Source organism: aff. Roholtiella sp. LEGE 12411 (assembly GCF_015206995.1).
Taxonomy (GTDB): domain Bacteria; phylum Cyanobacteriota; class Cyanobacteriia; order Cyanobacteriales; family Nostocaceae; genus Komarekiella.
The window spans coordinates 1-12,979 of the sequence record NZ_JADEXR010000167.1 but is presented as its reverse complement, the minus strand read 5'-3'; the positions used below and the strand labels follow the sequence as shown (position 1 = coordinate 12,979).

Here is a 12,979-nt window from a genome sequence, read left to right as displayed (position 1 = left end):
TTCAGCCGTCTCTGCTGTAGGAGGGGAGGTAAGTCCTACTCTTGGGCGAAAGTCTATAGTAGTGGCACTCCCCTATGATTACAGAAGCCCCAACTTCAACCGTACTCGGTAAGTTGGGGTAGTTCACTTCTGAATTATCCCGGAAGTATAATTTCTTCTTCTCTCTCCAGCAGAGTATATTTGTGTTAATATATGTAAAACTAATACCCTGAGCGCAGATCAATGGGGAAGGTTTTAGTCTTAAACGCTTCTTACGAACCGCTCAATATAACGAGCTGGCGTCGTGCTACGGTTCTGTTAATCAAGGGCAAGGCAGAACGCGTAGAACATAACGCTAAATTACTGTACTCGGATTTCCCGCTGCCAACTGTGATCCGGTTGCGTCACTATGTGCGCGTTCCCTATAAGGAAATTCCTCTCACTCGCCGAAATATATTGCACCGCGACGCTCACACTTGTCAATATTGCGGTTATACAGGGGATGAGTTGACCCTAGACCATGTGATACCGCGATCGCGCGGCGGGGGTGATACTTGGGAGAACATTGTTACAGCTTGTGTCCGTTGCAATGTTAAAAAAGGCAACCGCACCCCCCACGAAGCCCACATGCCTTTGCGTCATCCCCCGCGTCAACCTTACAGCAGCCTCTATTTTGAGGTTAGTAAACATTTGAAGAGTGGACTGCACCAAGAGTGGCAAAAGTATGTTATTGGTCTTTGACATAAAGCGATCTAAACCCAGAAGGGCAGAAGAATAGTTATCTGTTTGTGGTGTTAATTTTTGCTGCCTTTTTGTCGGCACAGCTGTTTATCCTTCCAGAAGGCAGCTAAATTCTTACCAGATACACTTGGCTTTGATCGCTTGTGTGCTAGATGAGTCTTGCGTACAGTTTGAGAGGAAGATTTCCTGACAGACGCTGATTAAATAATTTGCACGAATCTAGGCAAGCAACATAATAGCCCCTTATTTTACCTCATAAAAGTGAAAAATAACTGGGATGCGCTTGAAATTATCTAAAAGCAGATACAAAAAAAGCGTATTTAGTTAAAAATAATTGTTGATTGCTCATTAATCGTAAGGATGAGAATATTGACATTAGGAGGCAGTCAAATAAAGGGTTAAATATAAATTATGAAATGGTCAGTATACCCTAAGTTAGATCAATCTTGAAGGTCAAAAATCAACTTGAATAAAAATCCTGTTTATTCAAACTAGAGAAGAAAAAATGGTTTGTGTTCTATATACAGTAGGAGATACACAAAGTCATTTTTTATAGCCCTTACATGTGTTTTAGAGAGATTTAGTTGATTAAAGAGCACTACATCTCTACTACTGACCAAAAATATACTTAGATATAGAGTGTGATGATTTTATATTTTTGCGAAAATAATAATGTATGCCTAAATCAGTAAATCGCTACTTTTAGTATTTCTTAATGAATCAACGGAGCCTTACCCTTCAAACAACGTTCCCTATGTACTTGAATTCTCCCGTTACTCAGTTTGATAGTTTGTCATTAACCACAGAGCCAAACTCAGAAGAGCCTGAAATAGAAAAAGAGGTAGTGGAACTTCCACTTACCCGCCCGTCTTTACCGCTATCGACAGGTGAAGCAGGCATATATCCAGCGCAACGCGGCAATTCCCTGACAAATCAAAAGTCAGAAGAACTGCAAAAAACTCTTATGGCGCACCGACACGATCGCCAACTAGTAATTCTACAAGATTTCCCTGACCCTGATGCGCTATCCTCTGCTTGGACTTATCAGTTAATTGCTCAGCAATACGATATTAAATGTGAAATCATTTATGCTGGCGCTTTGAGCCACCAAGAGAATATTGCCTTGGTAAGACTCACTAATTTACCTGTTCAGCGTTGGACATTACAAACCTTGAAAAGCAAAGATTTGTCATCTTATCAAGGTTTCGTATTAATTGATAACCAGGGAACTACTTCTCAGTTATTGTCAGCGGTGCAACAGGCTGGAATTCCCCTGGTAGCGCTTATCGACCATCACAGTTTACAGGGGGAACTCAACTCAGAGTTTGAGGATGTTCGTCCTTATGTACGAGCCACAGCGACAATTTTTACTCAATACTTACAGTCGGGATTAATGGCTTTAGATAGTAGCATAAATCAACATGTCAAGTGTGCTACTGCCTTGATGCACGGCTTGCGATCAGATACAAATCGGCTAATGCAAGCACAAGAAGAAGATTTCATGGCAGCTGCATATCTGAGTCGATTTTATGATGCCCAGCTGCTAAATGCAATTTTACAGGCAAATCGTTCCAAGCGGGTAATGGATGTTATCGAGCGATCGCTCAAGAACCGCATCGTTCAAAATAACTTTTCTATTGCTGGTGTTGGTTACTTACGCTACGACGATAGAGACGCCATCCCCCAAGCAGCTGATTTTCTCGTCACTGAAGAAAACGTCCACACCGCCGTAGTTTACGGCATTGTTCATGATGAAGATGAAGAATTGGAAATAGTCATCGGCTCCTTGAGAACCAGCAAACTCACCCTTGATCCCGATGAATTCATCAAAGAGGCCTTTGGGCAAGATAGCACTGGGCGCTTTTTTGGCGGTGGACGGACAAGCGCAGGCGGTTTTGAAATCCCGATGGGCTTCTTGTCTGGTAGTAACGAAAATTCCGCTTATGCGAAAATGAAATGGGAGGTGTTTGACGCTCAAATTAAGCAAAAGCTGCTGAGGTTAGTCAATCCCAGAGACAACCCGATTCAGTCAGAATAAAGTCATTAGTCATTAGTCACTTGTACTGAGCGACTCATGCCAAGCTTGTCCTGAGCGTAGTCGTTGGCGTAGCCTCCCGTAGGGAAGGGCAAAGCCGAGGTAAGTCGTTGGCGCAGCCTCTCGTAGAGAAGTATTTGTCATCAACGGAAGACACATGACACAGGACAAACGACAAAGGACAAAATTGTGGAACTTTACTTAATTCGTCATGGGATCGCTCAAGAAGGAGGATTAGAAATTACGGATGAAGAACGAAGCCTCACTCAAGAAGGACGACAAAAAACAGAGAAAGTTGCTCAACGGCTTAAAAAGCTAGGTTTGCAGTTTGATTTGATTGTCACCAGTCCCCTAGTACGTGCCCGCCAAACGGCTGAAATTCTCATAGAAACTGGACTAAGTTCCCAAATGGAGGAATCTAGCCACCTTGCTCCTGATGGTCAAATTTTCAGTTGGCTAGTTGGCTGGCTAGAACCCAAAAATTATTCACAAAATACCCAACTTGCCTTAGTGGGACATGAACCTTGTCTGAGTAATTGGGCAGAAATTCTCCTTTGGGGAACTGAAATTGTGAACGGCGAAAGCCGCGCCGGAGAGTTCTCTGAGGTCAAAGCAGGTTTAGTCTTGAAAAAAGCAGGTATGATTGGGATAAAACTACCAGAATCAGGCTCTCCCCTGGGTCGTAGTCAAATGTTTTGGTTGACACCACCCAAGTACTTGCTGTAACAGTTTTTCAACTTTTCTGTCAGAATTGTTGTTAGAACGTCAACTGTTATGGCAACAACAATTTCTGGTAAGTTAGCGTGATCAGATATTTCAAAAAGCAAATGGTGTTGCCATGATGGTGTGCGAATACAAGCCTGGTCTAGAAGGCATTCCCGCCGCTCAATCGAGTATTAGCTATGTTGATGGGCAAAAGGGAATACTAGAATATCGTGGCATTCGGATTGAGGAACTAGCAGAAAAAAGTACATTTCTGGAAACTGCTTATCTCTTAATCTGGGGCGAACTGCCAAGTAAGGAAGAACTAGAAGTATTTGAGCATGAAGTTCGCTACCACCGGCGGATAAAATACCGCATTCGGGACATGATGAAATGCTTTCCAGAAAGCGGTCATCCAATGGATGCTCTACAAGCCTCTGCTGCTGCTTTAGGCTTATTTTATTCGCTCCGGGATTTACATAATCCTGCCTACATTCGAGATTCGGTGGTTCGCTTGATAGCTACCATTCCTACAATGGTGGCGGCCTTCCAGTTGATGCGAAAAGGCAATGACCCTGTGCGTCCCCGTGATGACTTAGACTACTCCGCCAACTTTTTATACATGCTCAATGAGCAAGAACCTGATCCCTTGGCGGCACGAATTTTTGACATCTGTTTGATACTTCATGTCGAACACACGATGAACGCTTCCACCTTCAGCGCCAGGGTGACAGCTTCCACCCTGACTGACCCCTATGCCGTGGTTGCTAGTGCAGTAGGAACCTTGGGAGGCCCCCTGCATGGTGGAGCCAATGAAGAAGTAATTCAGATGTTGGAAAACATTGGCTCTGTGGACAATGTACGTCCGTACATAGAAGATTGCCTGGAACGCAAAGCTAAGATTATGGGCTTTGGGCATCGTGTCTACAAAGTAAAAGACCCACGCGCTACGATTTTGCAAAAATTAGCAGAACAATTGTTTGAGAAGTTTGGGCATGACAAGTTCTATGACATTGCCCAAGAGATGGAACGAGTAGTAGAAGAAAAACTCGCCTCCAAAGGGATTTATCCCAACGTTGACTTTTACTCCGGTTTGGTGTATAGAAAAATGGGTATTCCCACAGACTTGTTTACACCAATATTTGCGATCGCCCGTGTTGCAGGTTGGCTAGCCCACTGGAAAGAACAACTAGCAGAAAACCGGATTTTCCGTCCTACCCAGATTTACAACGGTCGGCACGAAATTCCTTATACCCCAATTGAGCAACGTTAACTAGCAGTTTGATTGTTATTCATATAACCGTTGCTCAAATGGTAGCGGAGGTTTTGTGTTGACGTACTAAGAAGATGAGGGGCATGGGGCATTGGGCATGGGGCATTGGGCATTGGGCATTGGGCATGGGGCATGGGGCATGGGCAGTAGTTATTCTCCCTCCTCCACTCCTCCACTCCCCCTCAACCCAACGGGCTTTGTTTGCTAATCTCAATGCCAACCATAAGTAGAAGTTCTCATCTGGCTTCAGGGTGCTAAAACCATCCAAGGATATACTAGGCATGGGAATTAGTAACAAATCTTCAATCAAGTGTCGTCTTAGCAAAAATTATAAATGAGTGAATTTGCAGGTATTAATTCAACTAATAGTTGTAACTCACCATGACTTGATGACTTAAAGAGCGGAAACATGAACTCAGGAATTGACCTCCAAGGAACTTTTATTGAATCCGTCAAGGATTTAGGAATACCAGCAGGAACAGCCAAAGCGATTTGGATGCCACTGCCAATGATACTGATGCTAATTGGAGCAACAGTAGGGGTTTTGGTCGCCACTTGGCTAGAGCGAAAAATTTCCGCTGCTGCACAGCAACGGATAGGCCCAGAATACCAAGGGCCTTTTGGGTTGTTGGTACCTGTAGCGGATGGTCTGAAGCTGGTATTTAAAGAAGATATAGTGCCAGCCAAGTCTGACCCCTGGCTATTTACCCTCGGCCCAATTATTGTTGTGATTCCGGTGTTTTTGTCGTTTCTAATCATACCTTTTGGACAGAATATCGTAATTAGCAATGTGGGCATGGGCGTGTTTTTGTGGATTGCCTTGTCTAGCATTCAACCTATCGGGTTGTTGATGGCTGGCTATGCATCTAATAACAAATACTCCCTTTTGGGAGGCTTGCGGGCAGCAGCACAGTCGATTAGTTATGAAATTCCTTTGGCGCTGGCGGTACTGGCGATCGCTATGATGTCTAACAGCCTCAATACTGTTGATATTGTCAATCAGCAATCTGGCTACGGTATCCTGGGCTGGAACATTTGGCGTCAACCAGTCGGGTTCGTGATTTTCTGGATATCAGTCCTAGCTGAATGTGAACGGTTGCCTTTTGACTTACCCGAAGCAGAAGAAGAACTGGTAGCAGGCTATCAGACTGAATACGCAGGTATGAAATTCGGTCTGTTCTACCTGGGTTCCTACGTTAACTTGATACTTTCTTCCCTATTAGTAGCAATTTTATACCTGGGTGGTTGGGACTTTCCCATTCCTCTCAACCTCATAGCTAATTGGTTAGGAATCAGTGAAGCGAATCCCGTGTTACAGATAGTAACTGCTTCTTTGGGTATCACCATGACCGTACTCAAAGCCTATTTACTAGTATTTGTCGCTATCCTGTTGCGCTGGACAGTGCCACGGGTGCGGATTGACCAATTGTTAGATTTAGGATGGAAGTTTTTGTTGCCTGTCGGTTTAGCTAATCTCCTATTAACCGCAGCCCTGAAACTAGCCTTTCCCTTCGCCTTCGGCGGATAGTCAAGAGTCAAGAGTCAAGAGTCAAATATTTCTACTTTGGACTTTGGACTCTTGACTTGGCAACACATCTGGACAAAGGACAAAACAGAGAGAAACACGAAAAATGCTAAAGTTCCTGAAGCAAGTTGGTGATTACGCCAAAGAAACTGTGCAAGCCGCGCGTTATATTGGTCAGGGGTTGTCTGTCACCTTCGATCACATGCGTCGGCGTCCAATTACCGTACAGTACCCTTACGAAAAACTCATTCCTGGCGAACGGTTTCGCGGTAGGATTCACTTTGAGTTTGATAAGTGCATTGCCTGCGAAGTCTGTGTTCGAGTTTGTCCGATTAATCTGCCTGTAGTGGATTGGGAATTTGACAAAGCCAGTAAAAAGAAAAAGCTCAACCATTACAGCATTGACTTTGGAGTTTGTATTTTTTGCGGTAACTGTGTAGAGTATTGCCCCACTAACTGTCTTTCGATGACCGAAGAATACGAGCTTTCCACTTACGATCGCCATGAATTGAACTATGACAGCGTAGCGCTAGGTCGTCTGCCCTACAAGGTAACAGATGACCCAATGGTAACGCCACTGCGCGAACTAGTTTACCTTCCCAAAGGCGTCCTCGAACCTCACGGTTTGCCTGCGGATGCGCCTCGTGCGGGTGCGCGTCCAGAAGACCTTGTAGAACAAACTGAAAAATAAATGTCATTTGTCATTTGTCCAAAGTCCAATTTCTAATGACTAATGACTAATGACTCATGACTCATGACCAATGACTATTGAGGACAAAAAACAGTGAATCTAGCGGAAGGAGTACAGATTGTATCTTTTGGCGTGCTGGCTACGATGATGATTGGAGCAGCCATTGGCGTGGTACTGTTTGCCAACATCGTCTATTCTGCATTCATGCTAGGAGGTGTGTTCATCAGCATAGCGGGACTCTACCTATTGCTGAATGCTGACTTTGTTGCAACCGCACAAATACTAATTTATGTTGGGGCGGTTAATGTGCTGATTTTGTTTGCCATTATGTTGGTGAACAAGCGGCAGGATTTTGTACCGTTTCCCAACTCTTGGGTGCGGAAAGTCCTAACGGCTGTAGTCAGTCTAGGGTTGTTTGCCCTTTTGAGTACGATGGTACTGGCGACCCCTTGGGCTTACTCAACTACTTCTGTAACTGGTGAAAGTTCTATAGTTTTGATTGGTGAACATTTCTTCACTGACTTTTTACTACCTTTTGAACTGGCTTCCATTTTGCTGCTGGTAGCGATGGTAGGAGCAATAATTTTAGCGCGTCGCGAGTATTTGCCAGACCAAGTTACGCCATCCCAACTGCGGCAAACCGTTTTGACTTTGCCAGAACGCCCCAGAGAACTAATATCGACAAGCACCAGTACTGGAAGCGATACTGATGCCTCTCGTGGTGGTTCTCGTCGCGAATAGGCGATTGAGGGGACAAAGGAGCACAGAGACACAGAAGCTAAGGGAGAATAACTCTTGACGTTAACTCTTAACCCTTGACCCTTGACCCTTGACCCTTAACCCTTGACAAATAACAACTGACATAAGATTCATGCAACTCCAGTACTTTTTATTACTAGCAGCCGCTCTATTCTGTATTGGCATCTATGGCTTGATTACCAGCCGCAACGCCGTACGGGTGCTAATGTCAATTGAGTTACTGCTCAATGCTGTTAATCTGAATTTAATGGCATTTTCCAACTTCCTTGACTCAACATTAATTAAAGGTCAGGTTTTCACCGTGTTTGTGATCACCGTGGCGGCGGCCGAGGCGGCGGTGGGTTTAGCGATCGTGCTTGCCATTTATCGCAACCGCGATACCGTCGATATGGAGCAGTTTAATCTCCTGAAGTGGTAATAGTGCGTGCAACTCAAGCAGGTAATCATTGCTTATAAGGCGCGAGATGCCCAGAGTAAACGCTGGGCAGAAATCTGTGCTAAACAACTAGAAAATCGCGAGTGCCAAGTGTTGATGGGCCCTAGCGGGCCGAAAGACAATCCCTATCCAGTGTTTTTGGCTTCGGCTGGTCAACCAATCGATCTAGCTTTGGTACTCGGTGGTGATGGCACTGTCTTAACTAGTGCCAGACATTTAGCCCCAGCTGGCATCCCCATTCTGGGAGTGAATGTGGGAGGTCATTTGGGGTTTTTAACTGAATCAGTTGAGGAATTTCAGGATACAGAGCAAGTTTGGGACCGGCTGTTGGAGGATCGCTATGCTATCCAGCGGCGGATGATGTTGCAAGCGGCGGTGTATGAGGGTCATGGTTCTAATTTAGAACCAGTAAGTGAGCGTTACCTCGCTTTGAATGAATTTTGTGTCAAACCCGCTTCCGCTGACCGGATGATTACCTCAATTCTCGAAATGGAAATTGATGGTGAGGTAGTCGATCAATATGTGGGAGACGGGCTAATTATTTCCACTCCCACAGGTTCCACAGGTTACACCGTTTCTGCTAATGGCCCAATTATGCATGATGGTATGGAAGCAATTACCATCACTCCCATTTGTGCGATGAGTCTTTCTAGTCGCCCTCTGGTTTTGCCTCCTGGTTCCGTGGTCAGTATTTGGCCTTTGGGAGATTATGATTTGAGTACTAAGCTGTGGACGGATGGGGTGTTAGGAACTTCAATTTGGCCAGGACACCGGGTTGATGTGCGGATGGCGGAGTGTCGGGCTAAGTTTATTATTTTGCGGGAGAACAATTCGTATTATCAGACGTTGCGGGAGAAGTTACTCTGGGCAGGTACAAGGGTTCGCTACAGCAATAATCATCGAAATTGATTGAGTATCTTAAGAGTGCATTTGCCGCAGCTTATCTGTAATGCTCCCAAAGAAAGTCGCAAAATTATCTAAGCCCTCGGATTCATCTGGGGGCTTTCTCACCCCATGTGACTTTCTTCGTTGATTTACATTGATAACGTACGCATAGTAGGAAACAGCGACTTTTCTCGAAAACTTGCTCAGTCACGCTTCGACACATTAATGCATAATGTGATCTATTTGTGTAGCGCCTAAATCCTAATAGGACATTTTCACAAATTCAAGTAGGAAGACAGATGGAATCTGGATGCAACATTAATTACCCACTGAGTCCTCCTCCCCCCTTCACAGATTTTCCCGTTCTTCAAACCGAAAACTATATCCTACGGCTTGCCTCAACTGAAGAAGAATTAGAATCCATTTTCCGTTTACGTTTTGAAGTTTTTAATCAGGAACTAGGTCTAGGATTTTCTACTTCTAACCTTACCCAAATAGAGCAAGACAATTTTGATGGGGTCTGCCATCATTTGATACTCATTTCCAAACAAACTGGTAAAACGATAGGAACTTACCGGATGCAAACCTATGCAATGGCTTCTCAAGGGTTAGGATTTGATGCTGCTGACATATTTAATCTCAATGCAATTCCTGATTCTGTACTTCAGGCATCTGTAGAAGTTGGGTATGCATGTATAGCTAAAGAATACCGCAATATTCAAGCGCTTTTATTACTCTGGGAAGGGCTAGCAAATTACCTCATCCAGAGTAGAAATCAATACTTTTTTGGCTGTGCATCATTACTAACACAATGCCCTTTGCAGGCTGCTTGTGCTTTCGATTATTTTCAGCAAAATAACTTGATGCATCCAAGTATTTTGGTTTACCCAAATTCACAATATTGTTTAGAAGTTACTCAACAATGTCAAGATTCTTTTAATGTGGAGCTTCCTAATATTTTGCAGGCATATTTAAATATCGGAGCCAAAATATGCAGTTTTCCAGCCATTGATCGGCAGTTTAAGACTATTGATTTTTTAACTATATCTAATATTGCAGACTTTGCCAGATGGCATTACTCAATTTTGTAACAATAACTTTTACCCTAACGACTATAATTCGCAGCTACGCTACCAAAGTCGTCTGCATTATTTAGCTAAAATACAAAGAAACTCAATAATTTAACTCAAGTGTAGATAAAACTACAACTGAGACAAAATTTCTGCTAACAACTGACTAGGAACCTTAGATAAAGCTAGATTTTGCCCCTGTATTCCTAACTCACTATGGAAAGCCCGAATAGTCTTCACTACATAAGCAAAAGTTGTTTGATAAACTTCAGGTTGTTTGCTTAATCCATTTAAGACTTGCAAATGGTTATCTAATGCTGCTTCTAAATGTTGAGAACGTGTCGCCTTGTCACCATTGAAAGAATTATCTACTACTAGCTGATAATGCGCTAGTCCCAGGTTATTGTGAGTAGCAAGCAAATCAAAACTTAAAGAGGTATCGTTAAGTGAATAAGCCAGAGCAATGGCTTCTTCGTAAGCACTGATACATAGTTGCAGATACTTTTGGCGTATTTCTTTAGGTGTCTGAGATAGATTTGCTAAATGCCAGTATGCAGTGCCTAGATTATTTTGTGTGGCGGCGCAGGCACTAGGAACATTTGCTGGAGTGCGATACTTGAGAGCTTCACGATAAACATTAATAGCTAGCTGGAGATTTTCCGCCGGTTGTTCGTATTGTGCTAGATTCCAGCAGGCAGTACCGATGTTATTTTGAATCATGCCATACTTAAGTGGTTCTTGTTCTGGGCTGTAGTGTATGAGTGCCTGATTGTAAGATGCGATCGCTTTCTTTAAATGCACAATCGGTTGATTATATTGCCCTAAATGCCAGTAAGCAGTACCCAAATTATTCTGACAAGCCGCATACTTTAATGAGTCCATGTCAGCTGTACGGTAGCGAAGTGCTTCACTGTAAGCTGAAACCGCTTGCTCCCAGTTCTCAGATTGGTTAGAAAAACGAGCTAAATCACCATAAGCTGTCCCCAAATTATTTTGCACACGAGCATAAGTTTCTAGATGTGTCTCTGGTGAGATTAGCTTTAATGCCAACTGATAAAATTCGATTGCCTGCTCTATATAAGTTTGTCCCTCTTCCAAATTGGGTGGTATGCGGTATAGCATCCAGTAGAGTGTACCCAAGTCATTTAAGATATCTGGTAGTTGGTTTGAGGTTTCGTCGTAGCTAATTGCCTCCTGGTAAGCAATTATTGCTACCATCAGATTTTCTAGAGTTGACTGTCCTTGCTCAATGCAAAGGCGATATAAGCTACCCAAATGATGATAAGCTTCTGCTAACAACTCTCCTGAAGCTTGTTGTGAGTGTAATGCTTCAATCTCCAACAAAATTTGCTGCGGTTGCCAGGAATCCTCTGTATCATGAGCAATGACTGTATCAATTGTTGCCATTACTAACTCCGTTAACTCGCTGCTAATATGAGATAAAGACGACAGCAATTGGTCATTTCTCCCACTGGCAGATCTAGTGGTAAACTCCCGTGGCTGGGGCACAGTATTTAATAAATCTACTATTGGCGACGAAGCCTCCTGGTTTTTGCGTCGATGATTCGCTTGTGTCTGTGTCTTAAAACCTTCATTTTCTTCAAACTTCATCTCGGTAGCTGCGGTAACTGATTCATCTGGAATCGGTTGCTCAAGATTCCCTAAATCCAAACTTCTCGAACTAGAAAAACGTTCTGGATAGCCTGAATTGTGAGTTGTTGGTGTCGGTTCTCCAGCAAACGCAAATACGCCAGTCCGACAACGCCAAAACTGTGGTGCTGATTGCTGAATAGCAGACAACCAAGGACGCGGTATCCACAATAGCAGGCTAGAGTCTAGAAATCGGTTGGACTCTTGGGTAGAGAAATATTGTTCGCTTAAGCGGAGGTAGTGCAAAAACAAACGCTGTATTGCCACTGGTTGCTTGGTTAGCTGCTCCACCCCTACAATCTGAAATGCCGGTATCGGTAGGGACTTACCTGGAGTGTCTTTTGATCCACCAACTATTGGTGGTGGATAATTAGCCAACCATTGATTTATCTGAACTATGGGATTAGGATCGTTCAAATTCAACCGTAACGTGACTATTCGCGGATAGGCTGGAGTACTATTTTCCTGTGTATCTGATGGCTGATATAGCACTTGTCCAACAGGATAAGCCAATGTAGAATGCAAACGAGCTGCAACTTGATTTCTTAAGTGTAAATCATCACACACTGCCAGAAAAAGTTGTCGCCGTAAGCCAAGACTTAGGGCAAGTTTAAGGCGGTGGTATACTTGCCGATTCCAAGCAAAATTATCGTTGTGTGCAGTATCATTCACGCTCATGGCGGCTAAAGAGCCAAGACACAATATCTATCCCTTTTCTGGGTGCATCCAAGCAGACTAAAAATTTCATAAGTTCTGCTGAGGATAAATCGAGCCTTTGAGATTTTGGAGAATAAAAGTATATAATTATACTTAATTTCTAATTCAATTTTAACAAAAAATAAAAAAGCAGGCCCCTACTAAAATCGGAACCTGAAAAACCAAAACGATGAAGTTTTATTAAAATGGTTAATGCTCAACTGTTAGAAACAAAGAAGGCTACCACAATCAAGCTCCCAACCAAAACTGTAGCAGCGATACCAAGGAAAATATAGGTTCGCTTTTGTCCTTGAGTCGGAGGTTCTGCTTGATAAATCTTCGGTTCCCGCGCAAAATTATTCAGAAGACCGCCTTCTTCATTTGTATAGGGCATGAATTAAGTCCTTTATCTTAATCTTATTCTTCACTTAATGTTACATAAACTTTATATTCTGCCCTCCACATAGGAGATAAATCGTTACATTGGGCATTGGGCATTGGGCATGGGGCATGGGGCATGGGGCATTGGGCATGGGG

The 12,979-nt window shown here is 43.4% G+C and carries 14 protein-coding genes; 11 read left to right on the top strand and 3 right to left on the bottom strand.

Features of this window, described 5'->3' with window-relative positions:
- Nucleotides 1-222 precede the first annotated feature (222 nt).
- Complete coding sequence (locus tag IQ246_RS24980; protein WP_194006015.1) at nucleotides 223-720, top strand: HNH endonuclease; 498 nt, start codon at nucleotides 223-225, stop codon at nucleotides 718-720.
- A gap of 754 nt (nucleotides 721-1,474) precedes the next feature.
- The gene (locus tag IQ246_RS24975) at nucleotides 1,475-2,758 is read left to right on the top strand and encodes a bifunctional oligoribonuclease/PAP phosphatase NrnA (RefSeq protein ID WP_194006014.1); all 1,284 of its coding nucleotides are present in this window, start codon (nucleotides 1,475-1,477) and stop codon (nucleotides 2,756-2,758) included.
- Between the two features lie 12 nt (nucleotides 2,759-2,770).
- Here the strand turns inward: IQ246_RS24975 and IQ246_RS31030 are convergent, their stop codons facing one another.
- Nucleotides 2,771-2,899: a hypothetical protein gene (locus IQ246_RS31030; protein WP_255515636.1), complete on the bottom strand. Its 129-nt coding sequence runs from the start codon at nucleotides 2,897-2,899 to the stop codon at nucleotides 2,771-2,773.
- 45 nt (nucleotides 2,900-2,944) lie between these two features.
- Here IQ246_RS31030 and sixA point away from each other — a divergent pair, with 45 nt between their 5' ends.
- The 9 genes from sixA (at nucleotide 2,945) to IQ246_RS24930 (ending at nucleotide 10,117) form a co-directional block, all read left to right on the top strand.
- A complete protein-coding gene (gene sixA, locus IQ246_RS24970) occupies nucleotides 2,945-3,481 on the top strand; it encodes a phosphohistidine phosphatase SixA (protein WP_194006013.1) in 537 nt (178 codons plus the stop codon).
- 112 nt (nucleotides 3,482-3,593) lie between these two features.
- Nucleotides 3,594-4,730 carry a citrate synthase gene (locus tag IQ246_RS24965; RefSeq protein WP_194006012.1) on the top strand — a complete coding sequence of 379 codons (1,137 nt, stop codon included), beginning with the start codon at nucleotides 3,594-3,596 and terminating at the stop codon, nucleotides 4,728-4,730.
- Between the two features lie 83 nt (nucleotides 4,731-4,813).
- On the top strand, nucleotides 4,814-4,960 hold the full coding sequence (locus IQ246_RS24960) for a hypothetical protein (RefSeq protein WP_194006011.1): 147 nt from the start codon (nucleotides 4,814-4,816) through the stop codon (nucleotides 4,958-4,960).
- Between the two features lie 179 nt (nucleotides 4,961-5,139).
- Entirely contained in the window at nucleotides 5,140-6,258 is a 1,119-nt protein-coding gene (gene nuoH, locus IQ246_RS24955) for an NADH-quinone oxidoreductase subunit NuoH (RefSeq protein ID WP_194006010.1), read from the top strand.
- Between the two features lie 103 nt (nucleotides 6,259-6,361).
- Nucleotides 6,362-6,946, top strand: a complete 585-nt coding sequence (gene ndhI / locus IQ246_RS24950; protein ID WP_194006009.1) for an NAD(P)H-quinone oxidoreductase subunit I — start codon at nucleotides 6,362-6,364, stop codon at nucleotides 6,944-6,946.
- Between the two features lie 93 nt (nucleotides 6,947-7,039).
- Nucleotides 7,040-7,687 carry an NADH-quinone oxidoreductase subunit J gene (locus tag IQ246_RS24945; protein WP_194006008.1) on the top strand — a complete coding sequence of 216 codons (648 nt, stop codon included), beginning with the start codon at nucleotides 7,040-7,042 and terminating at the stop codon, nucleotides 7,685-7,687.
- A 130-nt stretch (nucleotides 7,688-7,817) separates the two neighbouring features.
- A complete protein-coding gene (gene nuoK / locus IQ246_RS24940) occupies nucleotides 7,818-8,123 on the top strand; it encodes an NADH-quinone oxidoreductase subunit NuoK (RefSeq protein WP_006199065.1) in 306 nt (101 codons plus the stop codon).
- Nucleotides 8,124-8,129: 6 nt separating this feature from the next.
- Entirely contained in the window at nucleotides 8,130-9,050 is a 921-nt protein-coding gene (locus tag IQ246_RS24935; protein ID WP_162396853.1) for an NAD(+) kinase, read from the top strand.
- A gap of 275 nt (nucleotides 9,051-9,325) precedes the next feature.
- A complete protein-coding gene (locus tag IQ246_RS24930; RefSeq protein ID WP_194006007.1) occupies nucleotides 9,326-10,117 on the top strand; it encodes a GNAT family N-acetyltransferase in 792 nt (263 codons plus the stop codon).
- A gap of 111 nt (nucleotides 10,118-10,228) precedes the next feature.
- On the opposite strand, the gene IQ246_RS24925 is transcribed toward IQ246_RS24930, so the two are convergent.
- The gene (locus tag IQ246_RS24925) at nucleotides 10,229-12,424 is read right to left on the bottom strand and encodes a tetratricopeptide repeat protein (RefSeq protein WP_194006016.1); all 2,196 of its coding nucleotides are present in this window, start codon (nucleotides 12,422-12,424) and stop codon (nucleotides 10,229-10,231) included.
- 235 nt (nucleotides 12,425-12,659) lie between these two features.
- Entirely contained in the window at nucleotides 12,660-12,836 is a 177-nt protein-coding gene (gene psb34, locus IQ246_RS24920; RefSeq protein WP_194006006.1) for a photosystem II assembly protein Psb34, read from the bottom strand.
- Nucleotides 12,837-12,979 lie beyond the last annotated feature (143 nt).

Coding starts and splice junctions, on each gene's coding strand:
- IQ246_RS24975 (WP_194006014.1), top strand. CDS start 1,475: ATGTACTTGAATTCTCCCGTTACTCAGTTTGATAGTTTGTCATTAACC.
- IQ246_RS24930 (WP_194006007.1), top strand. CDS start 9,326: ATGGAATCTGGATGCAACATTAATTACCCACTGAGTCCTCCTCCCCCC.
- nuoH (WP_194006010.1), top strand. CDS start 5,140: ATGAACTCAGGAATTGACCTCCAAGGAACTTTTATTGAATCCGTCAAG.
- ndhI (WP_194006009.1), top strand. CDS start 6,362: ATGCTAAAGTTCCTGAAGCAAGTTGGTGATTACGCCAAAGAAACTGTG.
- IQ246_RS24980 (WP_194006015.1), top strand. CDS start 223: ATGGGGAAGGTTTTAGTCTTAAACGCTTCTTACGAACCGCTCAATATA.
- nuoK (WP_006199065.1), top strand. CDS start 7,818: ATGCAACTCCAGTACTTTTTATTACTAGCAGCCGCTCTATTCTGTATT.
- IQ246_RS24925 (WP_194006016.1), bottom strand. CDS start 12,424: ATGAGCGTGAATGATACTGCACACAACGATAATTTTGCTTGGAATCGG.
- IQ246_RS31030 (WP_255515636.1), bottom strand. CDS start 2,899: ATGACAAATACTTCTCTACGAGAGGCTGCGCCAACGACTTACCTCGGC.
- psb34 (WP_194006006.1), bottom strand. CDS start 12,836: ATGCCCTATACAAATGAAGAAGGCGGTCTTCTGAATAATTTTGCGCGG.
- IQ246_RS24960 (WP_194006011.1), top strand. CDS start 4,814: ATGGGGCATTGGGCATGGGGCATTGGGCATTGGGCATTGGGCATGGGG.
- IQ246_RS24965 (WP_194006012.1), top strand. CDS start 3,594: ATGATGGTGTGCGAATACAAGCCTGGTCTAGAAGGCATTCCCGCCGCT.